Origin of the sequence: Pseudonocardia sp. CA-107938 (assembly GCF_050936315.1) — a bacterium.
Taxonomy (GTDB): domain Bacteria; phylum Actinomycetota; class Actinomycetes; order Mycobacteriales; family Pseudonocardiaceae; genus Pseudonocardia.
This window is the reverse complement of sequence record NZ_JBNJNA010000001.1, coordinates 5133676-5155000: the sequence shown is the minus strand read 5'-3', so window position 1 is coordinate 5155000 and position 21325 is coordinate 5133676. Positions and strand designations below refer to the sequence as shown.

Genomic DNA, 21325 nt, shown 5'->3' with positions numbered 1-21325 from the left:
TGGGGTGTGCGGGAGCGATCATGCCCCACCTCGGCCGTGCGATCACGCGCTGCGCCCCTCACGGCGAGCCGCGGCGCGCGCCTCCTCGCGGGCCGCGCGGGCCGGCCCGACCCAGGTGGCCATCAGCGACAGCAGCTCGTCGAGGTCCACGGGCTTCGTGACGTACTCGGTGGCGCCGGCCGCGAGGCTGGACTCGCGGTCACCGGGCATCGCCTTGGCCGTCAGGAACACGACGGGCAGCTCCCGGCCCTGCGGCAGGGCGCGGATCCGCCGGGTGGTCTCGTTGCCGTCGAGGTCGGGCATCATCGCGTCCATCAGCACGACGTCGACCTCGCCGTTCTGGGTGAGCAGCTTGATCCCCTCGGCGCCGTTGTCGGCGTAGAGCACGGTGAGGCCGTGCAGCTCCAGTGCACTGGTCAGCGCGAAGACGTTGCGCACGTCGTCGTCGATGATGAGGACGGTGGCGCCGGCCAGCTCGGGGACGGCGCGCGCGCCGGAACCGGTCGGGTTGCCGCGCAGGATGGCGTTGCCCGTGGTGCGCTGCGGGGCGGCCGGCGTGGTGCTCGGGATCGTCTCCGGGTTGCGCCGCTGGCCGGTGCGGGGCGTCGCCGCGGCGGCCGGGAGGTGCTCCGGGAGCAGCAGCGTGAACACCGAACCGGCCCCGACCTCGGACGCCACCTCGATCTTCCCGCCGAGCATGCTCGCGAGCTCCTTGGAGATCGACAGGCCCAGCCCGGTGCCGCCGTACTTGCGGCTGGTGGTGCCGTCGGCCTGCTGGAACTGCTCGAAGATCATCTCCAGCTTGCCGTCGGGGATGCCGATGCCGGTGTCGCGCACCGCGAACGCCACCACGACCGGCGACGCGTCCAGCGCCGGCACGCCGTAGACCGTGCCGGACGGGACGGGCGCCACCTCCAGCGTGACGTGCCCGCTGTCGGTGAACTTCACGGCGTTGGCGAGCAGGTTGCGCAGCACCTGGCGCAGCCGCTGCGCGTCGGTCGTGATCTCCCGCGGCAGCTCCGGCGAGAGCTCGATGCGCAGTTCGAGGCCCTTGTCCTCGGCCTGCGGCGCGAAGGCCTGCGCCAGCTCGCCGCACACCTCGACCAGGTCGACGGGGGCGGTGTCGACGTCGACGCGACCGGCCTCGATCTTGGACAGGTCGAGGATGTCGTCGATGAGCCGCAGCAGGTCGGAGCCGGCGCCGTGGATGGTGCGGGCGAAGTCGATCTGCTTCGGCGTGAGGTTCTCGTCGGGGTTGTCGGCGAGCAGCCGCGACAGCAGCAGCAGCGAGTTCAGCGGGGTGCGCAGCTCGTGGCTCATGTTCGCCAGGAACTCCGACTTGTACTGGCTCGCCTGCGCCAGCTGCTGCGCCTTCTCCTCGACGCCGCGGCGGGCGGCGTCGATCTCCATGTTCTTGATCTCGACGTTGCGGTTCTGCTCGGAGAGCTGCTCGGCCTTCTCCTCCAGCTCCGCGTTGGCGCGCTGCAGCTCGGCCGACTGGTCCTGCAGCTCCATCGCGAGCCGCTGGGACTGGGCGAGCAGCTCCTCGGTGCGCCGGTTGGCCTGGATCGTGGTGATCGCGACGCCGATCGTGGCGATCACGCGTTCCAGGAACATCAGGTGCAGCGCCGAGAACGGGCTGACCGAACCCAGCTCGATGATGCCCAGGCACTCCCCCTCGTACTGGACGGGCAGCACGACCACCGCGCGCGGCGCGCTCTGCCCGATCCCGGAGCGGATCGGCAGGTAGTCGTCCGGCACGTTCTCCACGAGGATCCGCTCGCGGCTGGCCGCCGCCTGCCCGACCAGGCCTTCGCCCGAGCCGAACGAGAGCGGCGGGTCCTCCACCGTGGTGCCGTAGCCCCCGGTCATCACCCAGCGCACCTCGGCGCCTTCGCGACCCGAGCCCGGGTCCGTGGTGGACGCCAGGAAGAACGCACCCACCTGCGCGTTCACCAGCGGGGTGACCTCGTTCATGATCATGCGGCAGATCTCGCCGAGGTCGCGCTGGCCCTGCATCAGGCCACCGATGCGGGCGAGGTTCGAGTCGATCCAGCCCTGCTCGGCGTTCTCCCGCGTGGTCTCCCTCAGGTTCACGATCATCAGGTTGATCGTGTCCTTCAGGTCGGCGATCTCACCGGCCGCGGCCACGCTGACCTGCTGGGTGAGGTCACCGCTCGCCACCGCGGTGGACACCTCGGAGATGGCGCGCAGCTGGATGGTCAGCGTCGACGCCAGCTGGTTGACGTTCTCGGTCAGGTCGCGCCAGGTGCCGGAGACGCCGCGCACCTGGGCGAGCACGCCGAGCCGGCCCTCGCTGCCGACCTCGCGTGCGACGCGGGTGACCTCCGCGGCGAAGGCCGAGAGCTGGTCGACCATCGTGTTGACCGTCGACTTCAGCTCGAGGATCTCGCCCTGGGCGTCGACGGTGATCTTCTGGCTCAGGTCACCGCGGGCCACCGCCGTGGTCACCTGCGCGATGTTGCGCACCTGGCCGGTCAGGTTCGACGCCATGTAGTTGACGTTGTCGGTGAGGTTGCGCCACGTTCCGGCGACCCCCTTCACCTCGGCCTGACCACCGAGCTTGCCCTCGGTGCCGACCTCACGGGCCACGCGGGTGACCTCGTCGGCGAACGACGACAGCTGGTCGACCATCGTGTTGACCGTCGACTTCAGCTCCAACATCTCGCCGCGCGCGTCCACGGTGATCTTCTGGCTCAGGTCGCCCCTGGCCACCGCCGTGGTCACCTGCGCGATGTTGCGCACCTGGTCGGTCAGGTTCCCGGCCAGCTGGTTCACGTTCTCGGTCAGGTCGCGCCAGGTTCCGCCGACGCCCTTCACCTCGGCCTGCCCACCGAGCTTGCCGTCGGTGCCGACCTCGCGCGCCACGCGGGTGACCTCGTCGGCGAACGACGACAGCTGGTCGACCATCGTGTTGACCGTCGACTTCAGCTCCAGCATCTCGCCGCGCGCGTCCACGGTGATCTTCTGGCTCAGGTCGCCCCTGGCCACCGCCGTGGTCACCTGCGCGATGTTGCGCACCTGGTCGGTCAGGTTCCCGGCCAGCTGGTTCACGTTCTCGGTCAGGTTGCGCCACGTGCCCGCGACGCCCTCGACCTCGGCCTGCCCACCGAGCTTGCCGTCGGTGCCGACCTCGCGGGCGACGCGGGTGACCTCCGCCGCGAACGACGACAGCTGGTCGACCATCGTGTTGACCGTCGACTTCAGCTCCAGCATCTCGCCGCGCGCGTCCACCGTGATCTTCTGGCTCAGGTCACCGCGGGCCACCGCGGTGGTCACCTGGGCGATGTTGCGCACCTGGTCGGTCAGGTTGCCGGCCAGCTGGTTCACGTTGTCGGTGAGGTCGCGCCACGTGCCGGACACGCCCTGCACCTGCGCCTGGCCGCCCAGCTTGCCGTCAGTGCCCACCTCGCGCGCGACCCGGGTGACCTCCGCCGCGAACGACGACAGCTGGTCGACCATCGTGTTGACCGTCGACTTCAGCTCCAGCATCTCGCCACGCGCGTCGACGGTGATCTTCTGGCTCAGGTCGCCGGTGGCGACGGCCGTGGCGACCTGGGCGATGCCGCGCACCTGGTTGGTCAGGTTCGCCGCCATGACGTTCACCGCGTCGGTGAGGCCCTTCCACGTGCCGGCCACGTTCGGCACCGTGGCCTGGCCGCCCAGCAGGCCGTCGGTGCCCACCTCGCGGGCCACCCGGGTGACCTCGTCGGCGAAGAGCCGCAGCGTCGCGGTGAGCGAGTTGATCGTGTCGGCCAGCTCGGCCACCTCGCCGCGGGCGTCCACGGTGATGGTCCGCGAGAGGTCGCCCTGCGCGATGGCGGTGGCCGCGGTGGAGATCGACCGCACCTGGTTGGTCAGGTTCGACGCCATCGTGTTCACCGAGTCGGTGAGCGCCCGCCACGTGCCGGCGACGCCGCGCACGTCGGCCTGGCCGCCCAGCTTGCCGTCGGTGCCCACCTCGCGGGCCACCCGGGTGACCTCGTCGGCGAACGACGACAGCTGGTCCACCATCGTGTTCACGGTGCGCCCGATGCGCCGGAACTCACCCCGCAGCGGCCGGCCCTCGATCTCCAGCGCCATGTGCTGGGAGAGGTCGCCCTCGGCCACCGCCTCGATCACGCGCGCGATCTCCGCCGTCGGCGCGGCCAGGTCGTCGATCAGCGCGTTGACGGCCTGCGCGCTGGTCGCCCAGCCGCCGTCGCCGGCCTCCTCGTCGAGGCGCTCCGACATGCGACCCTCGCGGCCGACCACCCGTGAGAGGCGCAGCAGGTCGCGGTTGCGCCGCTCCTGCATCGCGACCATCTCGTTGAAGCCGTCGACGACGGCCGCAGCGCTCTCGTGCCGCGGCAGCCGGACGTCGAACCGGCCCTGACGAACCTGTTGCAGGGCGTCGGCCAGCTCCGCGAGCAGATCCTGCTCGACCACCGTTCCTGCACCCTTCGCGCCTGGGGCGTCGCTGGGAGCGACCGCCTCCGCACGGACCCTTCTCGTCGTCACGACCGCAGCCCTCCCACGCATCTCGGCGAGGACACCAGACCCAGCCGATCACCAAGCCGCTCCGAGCACCGGGGAGCCGGGCGCCCACCGCAGCGTCGACCCTAGTGGATCGGGGATCCGCCCACGCTGACGTTCGCCGCATCCATCCTCCCCTGGACCGGACCAGGGCGCGAGCCAGAACGCGGAACCCACCCGGGACCGACGTCGGGCCGGTGCGCCGAGCAGACCGCGGCGCGGCAGGGCACACTGCACCCCGTGCCCGTTCAGCTCGAGCGGCGGATGCGCCTGCCGCCGGACGCGCGCTCCCCTGCGCGGGCTCGCCGCATGCTCCAGGACAGCCTGCGCGAGGCCGAGGCCACCGACGGTGTCGCGGCCAGCGGTCCCGGCTCGATCGACGCGCTCGCCGACACCGTCGTCCTGCTGGCCAGCGAGCTGTGCGAGAACGCCGTCCTGCACGCCGGCACCGAGTTCGACGTCGAGCTGACCGTCAGTGACGTCGACGTCCGCGTCGCCGTCGCCGACCGCGGCGCCGGCGCGCTCGAGCTGCACCTCGCCCAACCCCGGCGCCAGTACGGGCGCGCCGCCACCCACGGACGCGGCCTGGAGCTCGTGCAGCGCCTGGCCACCACGTGGGGCACCCGGCACGAGCCGGGCGGGCGGCACGTCATCTGGTTCGCGCTCGCCCGCGTCCCGGTCGACGGGGCACCGGAACGCCCGATCACGCCCCCCGACCCCGAACGGGTGTGGTCCGACGCCGAGCAGGCCCGCTGGCTGCTGCACGTGCCACCGTCGCTGGTGGAACGGCTGGAACCCCTCGAACTGGTGGCCGAGCTGGTGCGCCGGCTGCGCGAGCTGCTGCGCGCCGAGGCCGTGAGCGTCGAGGTCGACGAGGGCGACGGGTCCGGTGTCCGCGAGGTGGCCAGCGACGGCACCGGCAGCTCGCCGCTGGACCAGCGCTCGATCGTCGAGGTGCCCCTGCCGGTGACCCCGCCCCTGCGCGGCACCCTGCGGGTCGCGCACCGCAAGCGCGCAGCGCAGGATCCCGCGCACGGGATCGACGCCGACCGCGTGCGCGACCTCACCGAGCTCATCGCCTACCGCGTCGCCATGGCCGTCGAGTCGCGGTGGCTGCGCGCGGTCGACCAGCGCCGGCGCGCGTGGATGACCTACCTGGCCGAGACCAGCGAGCTGCTCGGCCAATCGCTCGACGTCGACCTCACCGTCACCGTCGTGCCGCAGGTGGTGGTGCCGCGGCTCGGCCAGTGGTGCGCGGTGCACCTCCTGGAGGCCGACGGGCGGCTGCGGCTGGCCGCGCTCACCCACGCCGACGAGAACGAGATCACCGAGCTGCGCACCGTGCTCGACCCCGAGGCCCGGCCCGGCATGCCCGGCGAGCTGCGCTCGATCCTCGCCGACCTGGTCCGCGACGGGCTGGCCCCGGTGCGCATCGTGGTGCCGGCCGACGGGCTCGCCCTCCCGCTGCGCGCCAGGGGCCGCACGCTCGGCGTGCTCACCGTCGGCCGGCCCGCGGGGCGCGCGCACAGCCCCGAGGACGTCGTGCTGGCCGGCGACATCGCCCGTCGCGCCGCCCTCGCCATCCACAACGCGCAGAGCACCGCCGCGCACGTCGAGGTCTCGCAGGCGCTGCAGCAGGCGCTGCTCCCGCGGGCGCTCCCGGTGGTGCCCGGCGTGGAGTTCGCCGCCGCCTACCTGCCGGCCAGCACCGGCAGCGACGTCGGCGGCGACTTCTACGACGTCCTGACCGTCGATCCCGCGCACTGGCTGGTCTCGATCGGCGACGTCTGCGGCAAGGGGGCTCGGGCGGCGGCGCGGACCGGGCTGGTGCGCGACGTGCTGCGGGTGATGGTGCGCGACCACCGGTCGCTGCAGCAGTCCATCGAGATGCTCAACGCCGTCATGATGGAGGCCGCCGACCCGCTGCAGTTCTGCACGCTCGCCGCCGCGATGGTCAGCCGGCTCCCGCGCAGCAGTTCCGGCGGGCTCGACGTCGAGCTGGTGCTGGCCGGGCACCTGCAGCCGGTGGTGGTGCACGCCAACGGGAAGGCCGAGCTGATCGGGTCGTTCGGCACGGCGGTCGGGCTCGTCCCCACCGTGCAGCTCGAGTGCACCCGGCATCGGCTGGATCCCGGCGACACCCTCCTCGTCTACACCGACGGCGTCACCGAGCGCCGCCGCGGCACCGAGCAGTTCGGCTCGAACCGGCTCCTCGCCGCCGCGGCCGCCGCCGCGGGCGGCACCGCCGCGTCCGTCGTCGAGGCCACCCGCGAGGCGGTCGAGCGGTTCTCGAACGAGCCGATGGACGACGACGTCGCGCTGCTGGCGGTGCGCGCGGCACCCTGATGCGCCACACAACCTCGCGCTCCCGGCGGCCACTGGCGCATGCTGGGGTGACCGCGAACGATCGTCACGAGGGAACCGAACGCTGACTTCCGGCACTCGACGCTCCGACCTGCCCGCCGTCCGGCTCCGACGCGAGCTGCGCTCCCGACCCACGATCCTGCTGCTGCTGTTCTGCCTGCTGATCGGGCTGCCCGTCACGATCCTGCTCACGCCGCCACAGGACGTGCTGGCGTTCGGCCAGCACATCACGGTCGGCGCCCGGCCGCCCGAACCGAACCTGGTCGGACCGGCGCGGCTGGTCCAGGTGGGGAACACCGCTCTCGACGTCGAGCGGATCCGGGTCTACGGGCCACTGCGCCCGCAGATCACCCTGGGCCCGGTGCAGCGCAACGCGGCGTCCGAGGCCTTGTTCGACCCGCAGGCCGGGCCGGTCGCCGCCGCTGCGGCGGTGCGGGCGGTCACCGACGGCTTCGTGACGTGGTACGTGCTGGGCGGGCTGGGCCTCATCGCGTTCGCGCTGGTCGCCGCGGCCGGCGCCGCGGGTCTGCGCACCTTGTTCGTCGTGCGGGCGGAGAGCCGGGCGGGTGCTGCGCAGCGCGCGCTCCCCGACATCTGGGCGTACTGCGTCCGCGCGGCGGGCCGCATGACGCTGCTCGCCACCGTCGTCTCCGCCCTGGCCTGGCTGGGCTGCGGGGCGCTGGCCTACGACGGTGCGGCGGCCGGGTTGCAGGGCGTCAACTCGCTGACGCAGCTCGTCGGGGCGCGGCACGTGTCACCGCCCCCCGCCGGCCCACCCATCACCGGGTACGCGGGCGCCGTCATCGGGGACTCGCGCGCAGCACGGGTCGGGGGACCGCCGGTCGGGAACCGCGGTGACCGGCCCGACGACGCGGCCTGCGCCCGCAGCACCGACTCACTGGCCGCCGAGATCGGCCAGCTCATGCCGAGCAAGGTGCTGAACCTGGCCTGCCCGGACGCCACCATCGCCGCGGGGCTGCGCGGCCCGCAGCAACGCGGCGACGTCACCGTCGCCCCGCAGATCGCGTCGCTGAAGCAGCTGCAGGGACTCAAGTTCGTGGTCGTCGAGATCGGGCCCAACGACGTGGGCTGGACCGACTTCCTGCGCTACTGCTACGGCGTCGCCGAGTGCGACGACACGCTGACGGCCAACGAGTTCGGCTACCGGCTGGCCGCGTTCGACCGGGCCTTCGGTGACCTCCTGGTGGACCTCAACGACCTGCCCGGCCGGCCGCAGGTGATCATCACGACGTCCTACGACGTGTTCCCGACCGGCGGCGCGCTGCCCGCCGACTGCCCCGACCTGCACTTCCCCGGGACGCCAGGGCTGGACGCGCGCAAGGCCGACCTGTTCGCGGCGCGCAACGCGCAGCTCAACGAGGTGCTCGCCGCCGGAGCCGGCAAGTACGGGTTCGCGGTGGCCCGCCCGGCGCTGCGACCGCTCTGCACGAGCGGGACCCCCGAGCTCGGGCCGGATCTGCAGGGCATCGACAGCCCGAATGCGTTCCACCCGACCGGGGTCGGCTCGCTGCGTACGGCGTCCGCCGTCGTGCGCCTGATCGCGCCCAACGCGACATCATGACCGCATGGGCTACTGGGTCCTGCACGTCGACCTCGACCAGTTCATCGCGGCCGTGGAGATGCTCCGCCGCCCCGAGCTGGCCGGGCGACCCGTCGTGGTCGGCGGCACCGGCGACCCGACGCTGCGCGGCGTCGTCGCCACGGCGTCGTACGCGGCGCGGGAGTTCGGCGTGCGCTCCGGCATGCCGCTGCGCACGGCGTTGAAGCGCTGCCCGGACGCGGTGTTCCTCGCCGTCGACAAACCGGCGTACGAGGAGGCGTCGGCAGAGGTGATGGCCGTCTTGCGGGAGTTCCCGCTGGTCGTCGAGGTGATGGGGTGGGACGAGGCGTTCGCGGGCGCGGAGACCGACGACCCCGAGGGGCTCGCCACGGCCATCCAGGCGGCCGTGCTGGAACGGACGCAGCTGGCGTGCTCGATCGGCATCGGCGACAACATGCTGCGGGCGAAGATCGCCACCGAGTTCGGCAAGCCCGCGGGCCGGTTCCGGCTGACCAAGGCCAACTGGGACGAGGTGATGGGCGACCGGCCCACCCAGGCGCTGTGGGGCATCGGCGCGAAGACCGCCCGGAAGCTCGCCGACCGCGGGCTGCACACCGTGCGCGAGCTGGCCGCCGCCGACCCGGCCGCGCTCGCCGCCGACCTCGGGCCGACGATGGGCCCGTACTACGTGCAGCTGGGTCGCGGCCTCGGCCGTCGCATCGTGGAGGGCACGCCGTGGGTGCCGCGGTCGCACGGCAAGGAGGTCACCTACCAGCAGAACCTCACCGACTGGGCGGACGTGCGCCGCGAGGTCGCGGACCTCGCCCGCGCCGTCGCCGTGGAGCTGCAGGAGGAGGGCCGACCCGCGGCCCGGGTCGGGGTGAAGGTGCGGTTCGCCCCCTTCGCCACGCACACCCGCAGCGCCACCCTGCCCTCCCCCACGCTCGATCCGGCGCTGCTGGAGACCGCCGCGCTGGAGGTGCTCGACCTGTTCCGGCCCGGACGCGCCGTCCGGCTGCTGGGCGTGCGCGCGGAGTTCGAGCGCACCTAGGCTTGATCACATGCGCGTGTGGGTGAGCGGGTCACAGGGTGTGCTGGGCACCGAGGTCAGCCGGCAGCTGGTCGCGGCCGGGCACGACGTCGTCGGGGCGGACCTGCACTCCGATCCGCCGGTCGACCTGCTCGACGCGGCCGCCGTCGCGGAGTCGCTGCGCGGGGCCGACGCGATCGTGCACCTCGCGGCCATCCCGCGACCGGGGAACATCGACCCGGCCGAGCTGGTCCGGATCAACACGCTCAGCACGTTCAACGCGCTGGAGGAGGCGTGGAAGCAGGGCGTGCGGACGGCGGTGCTGGCGTCCACCGTCTCGATCTACGGCATGGCGTTCGCGCCCGAGGAGCTGTCGCACCCCGCCGTGCCGATCGACGAGGACGCTCCCCTGCGCTACGTCGATCCGTACGGGCTCAGCAAGGACTTCCTGGAACGCACGGGCGCGATGTTCGCCCGTCGCGGCATGACGGTCACCGCGCTGCGCTTCCACTGGATCGCCGATCCCGACGAGGTGGCCGACCACTTCGCCGGGCCCCCGGTGCGGGGACGGCGCAACCTGTGGGGATACGTCAACCGCTCCGACGCGGCCCGTGCGTGCCTGCTCGCCCTGCACCCGCACGAGTGCGCCGACCGCTACCACGTGCTGCTCGTCGCCGCCGAGGACACCGGCATGCACACGCCCACGGCCGAGCTCCTCGACGAGTACCTGCCCGACACCGAGCGCCGGCAGCCGGTCGAGGGCACGGCCGGGCTGTTCGACTGCCGCCACGCCGCCGAGGTGATCGGCTGGCGCCCGCACAGCACGTGGCGGGAGTTGTAGGGACGGCAGGGCCTACCCGTCGCGGCGTCGCAACAGGTAGGTGTCCATGATCCAACCCTTGCGCCTGCGGGCCTCCGTGCGCACGGCGAGGATCTGCTCCCGCACCGAGCGCAGGTCGCCGGCCACCAGCACCTCGTCGGAGGTGCCGAGGTAGGCGCCCCAGAAGATGTCCAGGTCGGCGTCGGGCAGGGCGGCGAACGCGGTGCGCCCGTCCAACATCACGACGACGTCGTCGAAGGCGGCGGGCATGCCCTCGTCGGCGAGCCGTCGCCCCGTGGTGACGACGACGGGGCGGCCGGGCCGGTTCAGGATCAGACGGTGCGCTGCGGCGAGCGCGGCCACGCTGCTGATGCCGGGCACGGAGGTGACCTCGATCCCCGGCACGTCCTGGAGCAGCCGCAACGTGCCGTCGTAGAGCGCGGGATCGCCCCACACCAGGAACCCGCCGACGCCGCCGTCGGGCAGCTCCTCGGCGATCGTGCGGGCGTACGCCGCGCCGCGGCTCGCCTGCCACCCGGCCACGACGGAGACGTAGTCGGCGGCGGAGTTGTCGAGGGTGCGGTCCCGTTCGATCTCGGGGACGGCGACGATCCGGTGGGGGCGGGTGACGTGCCGGGCCAGCAGCTCGGTGCGCAGCGCCGCCAGGTCGGCGGCGTGGGCGCCCTTGTCGATCGTGAAGAACACGTCGACTGTGTTCATGGCGGCGATCGCCTGCAGGGTCAGGTGCTCGGGGTCGCCCGCGCCGATCCCGATGACGTGCACGGTGCGCGTCACGTCGAGCTGCCCGGCGGGAGGGCCAGCGGTTCCGGGCCGGCCGGGATGCGCACCACCAGCACGCCGGGGTCCACGCGCATCCGCAGCTCGCGGACCTCCCCGATCGGGTCGCCGTCGATCTGGGCCGCCTGCGGCTGCTCCGTGGTGATCACGACGGACGTGGCCTGCCAGTGCTCGATCCTGCGGTGCCCGTGCCGCCGCCGGGTGATCACCCGCAGGAGAACGGCCACCCAGCCCGCGAAGCTCTGGGGAGCGATGTTCACGATGTCGAGCCGGGCGTCGTCGAACGTGGCGGCCGGCATCAGCACCAGCCCGCCGAGCAGCGTGCCGATGTTGCCGACGACGACCGTGCGCGACCGGCGGCGCATCGGGGTGCCGCCGTCGACGGCGACGGTGAGCCGGGTCTGCGGGGCGAACATGGCGCGGAACCCGGAGATGAAGTAGGCCAGCCGGCCGACACGGGCCTTCAGCGCGTCGTCGGTGTTCTCCATGATCGCGGCGTCGAGCCCGGTGCCGGCCATCACGAGGAACACCCGCTCGTCGGGATCGCCGTCCACGCGGATGCGTCCGACATCGATGGTGCGGTCGTCGCCGGTGAGCGCCACGCGGGTCGCGGCGGCGGCGTCGGAGGGGACGCCGACCTCCTTGGCCAGCAGGTTGCCGGTGCCCATCGGCACCAGCCCCATCGCGACCCCCGTGCCGGCCAGTGCCTGCGCCACCGAGCGGACCGTGCCGTCACCGCCGCAGGCCAGCACGACGTCGGCGCCCTGCTCGACGGCCGCCAGGGCCTGGCCGGTGCCGGGATCGTCGACGGTGGTCTCGAGCCACAGCGGCTCGGCCCAGCCGAGGCTCGTGCAGGTGGCGGTGATGCGGGCCCGGGTGCTCGGCTCGATCCGGATGGGGTTGGCCACGACCGCCGGGACCGGGCGGTCCTCCGGTTCGGCGTGCAGCGGTTCCTCGGTCGCCGCGGCGCGGTGCCGGCGCAGGAGCACCACGCTCGCGATCACGATGACGGCGACGAGCAGGAGGACCAGCGCCGGCACCCACCACTCGTTCATGCCGATCACGGCCAGCACCCTATGTGGTCAGCACGGGTTGCCCGCACATACGTGCGCCACACCGCGCCGTCCTCGTGGGAGGGCGCGGTGTGGCGCACGGAGGTTGCACGACGTCCGCGATGCGGTTCCGGACGGATCGCCGTGCGGGACGGGCGGGCGACGCGGAGGGTCGGTGCGTCGCGCGCCGAGGACTCAGGCGCTGACGAGGGCGCCGATGTTCGGCTCGGTGTAGTCGAGGCCGAGGTCGTGGGCCACCTGCAGGCTGTGCAGCTTGCCGTCGTGCGTGGACAGGCCGGCGGCCAGCGCCGGGTCGGCCGCGAGCGCGGCCTGCCAGCCCTGGTTCGCCAGCCGCGTGACGTACGGCAGGGTCGCGTTGGTGAGCGCGTAGGTCGACGTGTGCGGCACCGCGCCCGGCATGTTCGCCACGCAGTAGAACACCGATCCGTGCACCTGGTAGGTGGGCTCGGCGTGCGTGGTGGGTCGCGAGTCCTCGAAGCAGCCACCCTGGTCGATGGCGATGTCGACGAGCACCGAGCCGGGCTTCATGCGGCTGACCAGCTCGTTCGAGACGAGCTTCGGCGCGCGGGCGCCGGGGACGAGCACGGCGCCGATGACCAGGTCCGCCTCCAGGCAGGCGACCTCCAGCTCGTGGGCGTTGGAGACCACCGTGCGCACGCGGCCGGCGTAGCGGTCGTCCAAGGCGCGCAGCTTGGTGATGTCGAGGTCGAGCACGGTGACGTCGGCGCCGAGCCCGACGGCCATCGCGACGGCGTTCTGCCCGGAGACGCCGGCGCCGATCACGACGACCTGCGCGGGACGGACGCCGGGCACCCCGCCCAGCAGCACGCCGCGGCCGCCGGCCGCCTTCATCAGGGTGGCGGCGCCGGCCTGCGGGGCGAGCCGGCCCGCGACCTCGCTCATCGGGGCGAGCAGCGGCAGCGAGCCGTCGGGGAGCCGGACGGTCTCGTACGCGATCGAGGTGGTGCCGGAGTCGAGCAGTGCCTGGGTGCAGGCACGCGACGCCGCCAGGTGCAGGTAGGTGAACAGCACCTGGCCGCGGCGCAGCCGGTGGTACTCCTGCTCGATCGGCTCCTTGACCTTGAGCAGCAGGTCCGCGGAGGCCCACACCTCGTCGGCGGTGGGGAGGATGCGCGCGCCGGCGGCCTCGTAGTCGGCGTCGGTGATCGAACTGCCGAGCCCGGCGCCGCGCTCCACCACCACGTGGTGGCCGTGGCGGGTGAGCTCCTTGGCCCCGGCAGGGGTGAGGGCAACCCGGTACTCGTGGTTCTTGACCTCGCGCGGCACACCGATTCGCATGCGTATAGGATGAAGATAGTGCGAGATGATCGCAATTCATCCGCACAACATTCGTCAGGAGCCGATGTGCCGCTAACTTCTGCATCTCCGCGGCCTCCGACGCCGGTGCCGCCGCAGGATGTTCGGCTCGACGACACCGATCGCGCATTGCTGCGCGCGCTGGTGGCCGACGCCCGCATCTCCAACAAGGAGCTCGCGGAGCGCGTCGGCATCGCGCAGTCCACGTGCCTGGCCAGGGTGCGGTCGCTGCGCGAGCGCGGCGTGATCCGCGGTTACCACGCCGACGTCGACCCGCGGGCGGTCGGCCACGACCTGCAGGCGATGATCGCGATCCGGCTGCAGCCGCACGCCCGCGGCGCGATGGGCGACGTCACGGCGTCGCTGCGGGAACGGCCCGAGGTGCTCGACGTCTACTTCGTCGCCGGCGCCAACGACTTCCTCGTCCACGTCGCCACCCCGAGCACCGACGAGCTGCGCCGCTTCGTCGGCGACGTCCTCAACCGCGACCCTGCCATCGCCGGCACGGAGACCAACCTGATCTTCGAGCACACCCGCGCGTTGAACCACTACGTCGGCCTCCCGTGAGCGGCAAGCGACGTCACACAGCTCGTGGCCACTTCACACAGCGCACAACGTGTGTGAAGTGGCCTTGCGGTGTGTGACGTCGTCAGCGGGACGCCGCGCAGAACGCGGTGAGCCCCTCCAGCAGCCGGTCGACGTCCGCGTCGTCCACGTACGGGGCGAGGCCGATGCGGAGCGCCCCGGTGTCGCCGAGGCCGAGGGCGCGGGAGGCCTCCAGCGCGTAGAACGAGCTGGCCGGGGCGTTGATGCCGCGCTCGGCGAGGAACGCGTACGCATCGGGGGCGCGGCCGCCGGGGAACTCGACGAGCAGCGTCGGCGTGCGGTGCGCGGCCCTCGACCGCACGGTGACGGGAAGTTCGCCGAGCGCGGTCTCGATGCGGGCGCGCAGCCGGTCCTCGTGCGCCTCCACGGTCGCCATCGAGCTGAGGATGCGCTCGCGACGGGTGGAGCCGGCGGAGTCGGCGAGGCCGGCGAGGAAGTCGACGGCCGCGGTGGTGCCGGCGAGCAGCTCGTAGGGCAGGGTGCCGAGCTCGAACCGCTCCGGCACGGCGTTCGACGACGGCGCCAGCTTCTGCGGCGCGAGCGTCTCCAGCAGCGCCGGGTCGGCAGCGAGGACGCCGCAGTGCGGGCCGAGGAACTTGTACGGCGAGCACACGTAGAAGTCCGCGCCCAGCGCGTCGACGTGCACCGCGGCGTGCGCCGTGTAGTGCACCCCGTCGACGTGCACGAGCGCCCCCGCCTGGTGGGCGAGGTCGGCGATGGCGCGGACCGGCGGACGGGTGCCGATGAGGTTGGACGCGGCGGTGACGGCGACGAGCCGCGTGCGCGGCGAGAGCACCGCCGCGACCGCCTCCGCGCTCAGCTCCCCCGTCCGCGGGTCGAACTCTGCCCACCGCACGTCCGCGCCGACGGTCTGCGCGGCCAGCACCCACGGGCGGATGTTGGCGTCGTGGTCGAGCCGGGAGACGACGATCTCGTCACCCGGCCCCCAGCCCGCGGACAACGTGCGGGCCAGGTCGAACGTCAACGCCGTCATGCTGCGGCCGAACACCACCCCACCGGGGTCGACGCCGAGCAGGTCCCCCATCGCCGCGCGGGCGTCGAGGACGATCCCGTCGGCGATGCGCTCGCTCGCCGTGACGGTGCCCCGGTTGGCCAGGGGCGCCGTCATCGCCGCGGCGACGGCGGCGGCGACCGGCTCGGGGGTCAGTGATCCGCCGGGCGAGTCGAAGTGCGCGTAGCCGGCCGTCAACGCCGGGAACTGCGCCCGCACGCGGGCGACGTCGTAGGTCAGGGTGGTCGTCACCCCCCAACCCTCGCACGAGCGGTCGGGGTTACCAGAACTCCGGATCGCCCGGCTCGGTGCCGGAACCCGGCTCGGCGCGGTGCCGACCGCGCTCGACGCCGCGCTGGTACCCGCCCAGCCGGTCGCGGACGTGCTCGGGGGCGATCTTCTCGGTGGACCTGGCCGTGCCGACGTCGCTGCGCGTTCTCGGTGGCGGCACCAGCTGCCCACCGGGTCGACGCATGGGCAGGCCGCGCGCGGTGAGCTTGGTCGGCTCCTCGTGCAGGGCCTTCTCCGCGGCCGCCCGCCACTCCCGGTCGCCGGGCGTCTCCCACTCGAGGGAGGGCGCGCCGGCACCGCCCGAGCGCCCGCCGCTGTCGTCCACGAACCACGCCGACGCGATCGCCTCGAAGATCGGGGTCGACGTCATGACGTCGTCGGGGTTGATCGGGATGTCGGCGATCGAGCCGAACCGCGCGTCGAGCTTAGGCGTGGGGTGCGCACCGTTGCCGTTGGAACCGTTGGTCGATCCATTGCGGGCGAACTCGGACGCCGCCGCGAACGCCGGCTCCAGCGGGGGCAGCGACACGGCGTCGAAGCCCGACTCCGGGGTGGGCACCATGTTGAGCTCGGCCGCGGGCCCGGACGGGGCGGGGACCGGGAGCGGGTGCGCCGGGAGGTCCTCGATCGGCAGGTGGCCCAGATCGCTGCCGTTGCGGCCGGAGTGCCCGTTGCTGCCGTTGCGGGCAGCCGGGACGGGTCGCGACGGCTCCTGGACGAGCACGGCGGCGCGCGGGCACGTGATGCTGGCGACGAGCTCGCCGTCGCCGAGGGCGCGCAGGAGCGCGATGCCGTGCCGGGAGCGGCGGGCGAGCCGCTCGGCGGCGTCGAGGGCGCGCTGCCCGCCGAGCCCGTCGGGGTCGTGGCGGGTGGCGCCGTGGGCGTACACGTCGACGGTGAGGGCGCCGGCGCTGTCGACGTGCGGGGCGACGCGGACCGTCGCGCCCGGGTACACGGCCGTGGCGTGGTCGAGCAGCTCGGCCAGCACGTGCAGCAGCTCGGTGGCGGCGCCCGTCACGACCGCGGCGTGAGGGGCCGGGGCCACCTCGACGCGCCGGGGTTCCTCGGCAGCCGTGGCAGCGGCCAGCAGCAGTGCCTCGAGCTCCTGGGGCGCGGCGTCGCGCACGCCCGGGTCGCGGCCGGCGAGCAGGAGCAGGCTCTCGCTGTCGCGACGCATCCGCCGCGCCAGGTCGAGCAGCTCGGGCAGCTCGGCGGGCTCGGTCTGCAGGGGGTCGCCCTGCAGACGTTCCAGCAGCCACAGCTGCCGGTCGAGCCGGGACTGCAGCCGGCGTGCGACGCCGGCGTTGGCGTCGGCGTCGTCCACGACGCGGCGCGTGTCGGTGTCGAACGGCGCGCGCCGCCCACCCGGATCGGCGTGCGGCGGGTCGCCGTCGGCCGCGAACGTCCGGTCAGCCACCAGTCGGTCCTCTCGCGACGATTCGATGCGCATCGGGCGCCGGGGGGCGTCCTGGGGAGACCCGGTTCGGGGGCGACCGGGAGCCGTGGACGGCGCGACACGCATGTCGTTGCCGAAACGCTACCTCGGGATCAAGCAACGACACAGCCTTCGGTCCCGGCTGCGCTCAGGGCACCGCTCTTTGCGACGGGCGGTGCCGGATCGGGTGACGGACGGGCCCCGGACCTGGCCAGATGCGATCGGCGACCGGTCAGACCTCCGCGGCGGCAGGCAGTGCGACGGCGTCCGCGCCGGATTCCACGTTCGCGCGCAGCCGGGCCAGGAGGTCGCGCAGCTGCGCCAGGTCGTCCGGGCTGAACCCGGCGCGCAGGCGGGCGTCGTGCTGGCCGGCCACGACGGCGAGCCGCAGGAACGCGGCCTCCCCCGCCTCGGTCATCTCGAGGATGTGCACGCGCCGGTTGTCGGGGTCGCGGCGACGCACGACCAGCCCGTCGTTCTCCATCGCGTTGAGGTGGTGGGTCAGGGTGGCGCCCTGGATGCCGATGGCGGCGGCCAGTTCGCGCTGGTTGCGGGTGCGGCCCTGCTTCAGCGCGAGCAGCACCAGCCAGGTGGGGCGGGAGCCGCCCGCGGCGGCCAACCGGTCGTCGAAGGCCCGGCCGACCACCCGGGCGGCGTTGGCGAGCTCGAGCCCGATCGGTGTCTCGGCAGGACGCGGCATGCGGACAGCGTACCGCAAAAGATAGACGTCGTATGCTTAGACAACAATCAGCCGTGGTCGGGTCCGAGCTGGACGGGCAGCCGCTCGAGGCCGAACACGATCGACCGCTTCCGGTACGGGATCTCCGCCGCGTCCAGCGCGAGCCGCATCTCCGGGAAGCGGCGCACCAGCGCGGGGAACGCCGTGCGCATCTCGATCTTCGCGAGCTCCGCACCGACGCAGCGGTGCGCCCCGTAGCCGAACGCGACGTGCCGCGTGGTGCCGCGGTGCAGGTCGAACGTGTCGGGGTCGGCTCCGGCCAGCGCCGGGTCCCGGTTCGCGCCCGACAGCGACGCGATGACGACGTCGCCCTTGGCGATGTGCTGCCCGCCGATCTCGACGTCCTCGCGGGCGAACCGGGGGAACGCCACCTGCACCACCGAGAGGTACCGCAGCAGCTCCTCGACGAACTTCTCGATCGCCGAGTCGTCGGCCCGCAGCTCGGCGGCCACCTCCGGGCGCTCCAGCAGCACGATCGTGCCGAGCGCCAGCATGCTGGTGGTGGTCTCCAGCCCGCCGGTGAGCAGCCCGTCGGCCAGCCCGGACAGCTCCGCGTCGGACAGCTCGTGGCCGTGGTCGGTGACGAGGCGGCCGAGCATCCCCTCACCCGGCTCCGCGCGCTGCGCCTTCACCAGCTTGTCCAGGTAGGGCAGCGCGTCGGTGATCGCCGACAGCGCGCCCTGGGCCCCTTCCAGCATGTCGAAGCGGGCCGTGGACAGGCGCTGGAACTCGTCGCGGTCGGCGTACGGAACGCCGAGCAGCTCGCAGATCGACAGCGACGGCACCGGAAGCGCGAACGCCGACATCAGGTCGACCACGCCGCCGTTGTCGGCCGCCGCCTGCGCCATCCCGTCCAACTGCTCGCGGACGATGCCCTCGACCCGGGGGCCGAGCCTGGCCAACCGCCGGCCGGTGAACTCGGGCATCACGACCCGGCGCAGCCGCGTGTGATCGGGCGGGTCGGCCATGCCGAGGCCGCCCGGGGTCTCCGCGTCTGTGATGCCGACCATGCCCGCGACCTGGCGGTAGTCGTTGGAGAAGCGATCGGTGCTGCCCAGGACGGACCGGACGTCGTCGTACCCGGTGACCAGCCAGGCGCCGATGCCGAGCGGGAACTTGATGCGGCTGACCCCGCCCTCCTCGCGGTGGCTGCGCAGGTCGGGCACCGGGTCGAGCCCGTCCCGCTTCACAGGCATGAGGATGTGGTCGGGCAGCATCGAGATCTTCGCCGTCGACAGGCCGCCCCCGCCACCACCCAGCGCCTTGCGGGCGACGTACCCGATGATCCGCGAGCGCACCCGTTCGCCGAGCCCCCGCAGAACGCCCGACGTGCCGCGCAGCCGTGCACGCGGCACCTGCTCACCGCCCGTCCCGATCACCTGCTCGCGTGGCTCCACACACCCGATTCTGCCGAAACCGGGCGCACGCGGATCAACCGCGTCTCAGCCGCAACCCATCCGTGACACCGTCACGCCTCCAGCACGGCCCTGGCCGCGGCCACGACGTCGGCCTGCGAGACGAGCACCGACAGCGCGGCGTCCCCGAGCGGGACGAAGCTGTCTGCGCTGGTCACGCGGGCCATCCGGCCGGTGAACCCGGCATCGACGAGCTCCGCGAGCACCCCCTCCGAGACCCCTCCGGAGCGCCGCGTCTCGTCCACGACGAGGACGCGGCCGGTGGCCGTCGCGGCGTCGAGCAGGTCCGCTACGGGCAGCGGCGCCAGCCAGCGCAGGTCCAGCACCCGGGCCCGGACGCCCTCGGCGGCCAGTTCGGCAGCGGCCCGCAGGCTCAGGTGCAGGCCGTTCGCCCACGTCACGATCGTGAGGTCGAGGCCGTCGCCGTAGCTGCGGGCGCGCCCGATCGGCACGTGCTGCTCGGGTCCCGGGTAGGGCGCCAGCCACTCGCCGTCGCCATCGGTGTGCAGGTCACGGGTGTGGTAGAGCGCGATCGGCTCCAGGAACGCGCACACCGACCCGTCCACCGCCGCGGCAGCGGCGCACGTGCGCAGCATCGCCGCGGCGTCGTCCGGCCGGCCCGGCGAGGCGATGACCAGGCCGGGGATGTCGCGCAGCACGCCGATGGCGTCGTCGTTGTGGAAGTGGCCGCCGAAGCCCTTCTGATAGCCGTAGGACGCGATGCGCACGACCATCGGGTTGCGGAACCGGCCGTTCGAGAAGAACTGCAGGCTGGCAGCCTCGCCGCGCAGCTGGTCCTCGGCGTTGTGCAGGTAGGCGAGGTACTGGATCTCGGGGATCGGCAGCAGCCCGGACACCCCGGCACCCAGCGCGAGCCCGAGGATCGTCTGCTCGTCGAGGAGGGTGTCGAACACGCGTGTGCTGCCGGCGGCCGCGACCAGCCCGCGGGTCACCCCGTACACCCCGCCCTTGACGGCGACGTCCTCGCCGAACACGAGCGCGCCGGGATGGGTGGCGAGCACGTCGCGCAGCGCGCGGTTGATCGACTGCGCCACGGTGAGCGGGGCGGGATCGGCCGTCCCGGCCCCGGCGGCCGCGACGCGGGCGACCTCCGCCGGACGCCGCGGGGCGAGCGGCGTCATCACCTCGGCGGCGGAGCCCAGGGTGCGCCGGCCCAGCATCCCGGCGGCCCGGTCCATGACCTCGGCGCGCACCGACTCGTAGCGGTCCAGGACCTCGGTCGGCGTCGCCGCCCCGGCGTCCACCAGCAGCTGCGCGGTGCCGAGCAGCGGGTCGCGGGCCAGGTCGGCGGCGATGTCGGCAGGTCGCCGGTACGACGACTCGACGTCGGAGCCGGCGTGGCCCATCAGCCGGACCGTGCGCAGGTGCAGGAACGCCGGCCGCCGGTGGGTGCGCACCCACTCCGCGGCCTCGGTGGCGCCGCGCACGGCGTCGGCCAGGTCGAGCCCGTCGGCCGCCACGTAGTGCAGGCCTGGTCGCGACCCGTAGGCGTGCGCGATCCAGCCGGCCGGGGTCGGCACGCTGATCCCGATGCCGTTGTCCTCGCAGACCAGCAGCAACGGCAGCGGCAGGCCGCGGTAGCCGACCTGGATCGCCGCGTTGATCGCGCCCGTCGCCGTCGAGTGGCTGGCGGAGGCGTCACCGAAGCTCGCGACCGCGACGGCGTCGGACGGCCACTCCCCCGGCACGCCGATCCGGTGCCCGCGCTCGATCGCGAACGCCACCCCCAGCGCCCGTGGCAGGTGCGACGCGATCGTCGAGGTCTGCGGGATCACCGCCAGGTCCGGGTGACCCCACACCTTGTGCCGCCCGCCGGCGATCGGCTCCTCCACGGCCGCGACCAGGCCCAGCAGCACGTCGCCCACCGGGTCCGTGCCCGGCACCTGGCGGGCCCGTTCCAGGTAGAACCCGCCCGAGCGGTAGTGCAGCAGCGCCGGATCGGTCGGCCGCAGCGCCGCTGCGACCGCCGCGTTGCCCTCGTGCCCCGACGACCCGATCGTGTACCAGCCCGCGCCCTGCGCACGCAGCCAGCGGGCCGCGAGGTCGAGGTGCCGGCTGCGCAGCTGCGCGTCGAACAGGGCGAGCGCCCGATCGGCCGTCAGGTGCGGCCCCAGGTCGCGGACCGGGCCCGCGACCAGGCGGTTCTTCACGGCGTCCAGGAAGTGCGCATCCGCTTGTTCTGCCACCTGCTCCACGGTCCTCACCCTGACCGTCCACCGCCGTCCCGTCGAGAGCCGCGCACCGATCGTCGCCGTCCACGAACGGTCCGTTCGTGGCGTACCGGCAGTGCCCACGCGCGTGCCAAGG

General features: G+C 73.4%; 14 protein-coding genes. 5 read left to right on the top strand and 9 right to left on the bottom strand.

The features are described 5' to 3' along the window. Positions 1-42: 42 nt before the first annotated feature. Positions 43-4449, bottom strand: a complete 4407-nt coding sequence (locus ACQEVB_RS25465; protein WP_432975915.1) for a HAMP domain-containing protein — start codon at positions 4447-4449, stop codon at positions 43-45. A 327-nt stretch (positions 4450-4776) separates the two neighbouring features. Here ACQEVB_RS25465 and ACQEVB_RS25460 point away from each other — a divergent pair, with 327 nt between their 5' ends. From ACQEVB_RS25460 to ACQEVB_RS25445, 4 genes are all read left to right on the top strand, one after another. Continuing rightward, positions 4777-6882, top strand: a complete 2106-nt coding sequence (locus tag ACQEVB_RS25460; protein ID WP_432975912.1) for a SpoIIE family protein phosphatase — start codon at positions 4777-4779, stop codon at positions 6880-6882. Between the two features lie 223 nt (positions 6883-7105). After that, positions 7106-8482, top strand: coding sequence for a GDSL-type esterase/lipase family protein (locus ACQEVB_RS25455; RefSeq protein WP_432975909.1), 1377 nt, complete (start codon positions 7106-7108; stop codon positions 8480-8482). A 4-nt stretch (positions 8483-8486) separates the two neighbouring features. Further along, positions 8487-9512 carry a DNA polymerase IV gene (locus tag ACQEVB_RS25450; RefSeq protein ID WP_432975906.1) on the top strand — a complete coding sequence of 342 codons (1026 nt, stop codon included), beginning with the start codon at positions 8487-8489 and terminating at the stop codon, positions 9510-9512. A gap of 10 nt (positions 9513-9522) precedes the next feature. Next, a complete protein-coding gene (locus ACQEVB_RS25445) occupies positions 9523-10332 on the top strand; it encodes an NAD-dependent epimerase/dehydratase family protein (protein ID WP_432975903.1) in 810 nt (269 codons plus the stop codon). Between the two features lie 12 nt (positions 10333-10344). Here the strand turns inward: ACQEVB_RS25445 and cobF are convergent, their stop codons facing one another. The 3 genes from cobF to ald all read right to left on the bottom strand — a co-directional run bounded on the left by cobF (position 10345) and on the right by ald (position 13481). Then, positions 10345-11106: a precorrin-6A synthase (deacetylating) gene (gene cobF / locus ACQEVB_RS25440; protein WP_432975900.1), complete on the bottom strand. Its 762-nt coding sequence runs from the start codon at positions 11104-11106 to the stop codon at positions 10345-10347. Further along, entirely contained in the window at positions 11103-12164 is a 1062-nt protein-coding gene (locus ACQEVB_RS25435; protein ID WP_432980564.1) for a diacylglycerol/lipid kinase family protein, read from the bottom strand. The genes cobF and ACQEVB_RS25435 overlap by 4 nt, the downstream gene beginning before the upstream one ends. Positions 12165-12356: 192 nt before the next feature. Continuing rightward, complete coding sequence (gene ald, locus ACQEVB_RS25430; protein WP_432975897.1) at positions 12357-13481, bottom strand: alanine dehydrogenase; 1125 nt, start codon at positions 13479-13481, stop codon at positions 12357-12359. A 105-nt stretch (positions 13482-13586) separates the two neighbouring features. Here ald and ACQEVB_RS25425 point away from each other — a divergent pair, with 105 nt between their 5' ends. After that, on the top strand, positions 13587-14066 hold the full coding sequence (locus tag ACQEVB_RS25425) for an Lrp/AsnC family transcriptional regulator (RefSeq protein ID WP_432975894.1): 480 nt from the start codon (positions 13587-13589) through the stop codon (positions 14064-14066). Positions 14067-14148: 82 nt separating this feature from the next. Here ACQEVB_RS25425 and ACQEVB_RS25420 read toward each other — a convergent pair whose 3' ends face one another. The 5 genes from ACQEVB_RS25420 to ACQEVB_RS25400 all read right to left on the bottom strand — a co-directional run bounded on the left by ACQEVB_RS25420 (position 14149) and on the right by ACQEVB_RS25400 (position 21204). Further along, positions 14149-15357: a cysteine desulfurase-like protein gene (locus ACQEVB_RS25420; RefSeq protein WP_432980561.1), complete on the bottom strand. Its 1209-nt coding sequence runs from the start codon at positions 15355-15357 to the stop codon at positions 14149-14151. 40 nt (positions 15358-15397) lie between these two features. Beyond that, entirely contained in the window at positions 15398-16825 is a 1428-nt protein-coding gene (locus ACQEVB_RS25415; protein ID WP_432975891.1) for a hypothetical protein, read from the bottom strand. 250 nt (positions 16826-17075) lie between these two features. Continuing rightward, entirely contained in the window at positions 17076-17543 is a 468-nt protein-coding gene (locus ACQEVB_RS25410; RefSeq protein ID WP_432975888.1) for a MarR family winged helix-turn-helix transcriptional regulator, read from the bottom strand. 47 nt (positions 17544-17590) lie between these two features. Continuing rightward, complete coding sequence (locus ACQEVB_RS25405; protein ID WP_432980558.1) at positions 17591-18778, bottom strand: cytochrome P450; 1188 nt, start codon at positions 18776-18778, stop codon at positions 17591-17593. Between the two features lie 272 nt (positions 18779-19050). Beyond that, entirely contained in the window at positions 19051-21204 is a 2154-nt protein-coding gene (locus ACQEVB_RS25400) for a thiamine pyrophosphate-dependent enzyme (RefSeq protein WP_432975885.1), read from the bottom strand. Positions 21205-21325: the final 121 nt, after the last annotated feature.

What these genes read in the sequence shown, in the direction of transcription:
- ACQEVB_RS25435 (WP_432980564.1), bottom strand. Translation starts at nt 12,164, where the DNA reads ATGAACGAGTGGTGGGTGCCGGCGCTGGTCCTCCTGCTCGTCGCCGTC.
- ald (WP_432975897.1), bottom strand. Translation starts at nt 13,481, where the DNA reads ATGCGAATCGGTGTGCCGCGCGAGGTCAAGAACCACGAGTACCGGGTT.
- ACQEVB_RS25450 (WP_432975906.1), top strand. Translation starts at nt 8,487, where the DNA reads ATGGGCTACTGGGTCCTGCACGTCGACCTCGACCAGTTCATCGCGGCC.
- ACQEVB_RS25405 (WP_432980558.1), bottom strand. Translation starts at nt 18,778, where the DNA reads ATGCCTGTGAAGCGGGACGGGCTCGACCCGGTGCCCGACCTGCGCAGC.
- ACQEVB_RS25445 (WP_432975903.1), top strand. Translation starts at nt 9,523, where the DNA reads ATGCGCGTGTGGGTGAGCGGGTCACAGGGTGTGCTGGGCACCGAGGTC.
- ACQEVB_RS25410 (WP_432975888.1), bottom strand. Translation starts at nt 17,543, where the DNA reads ATGCCGCGTCCTGCCGAGACACCGATCGGGCTCGAGCTCGCCAACGCC.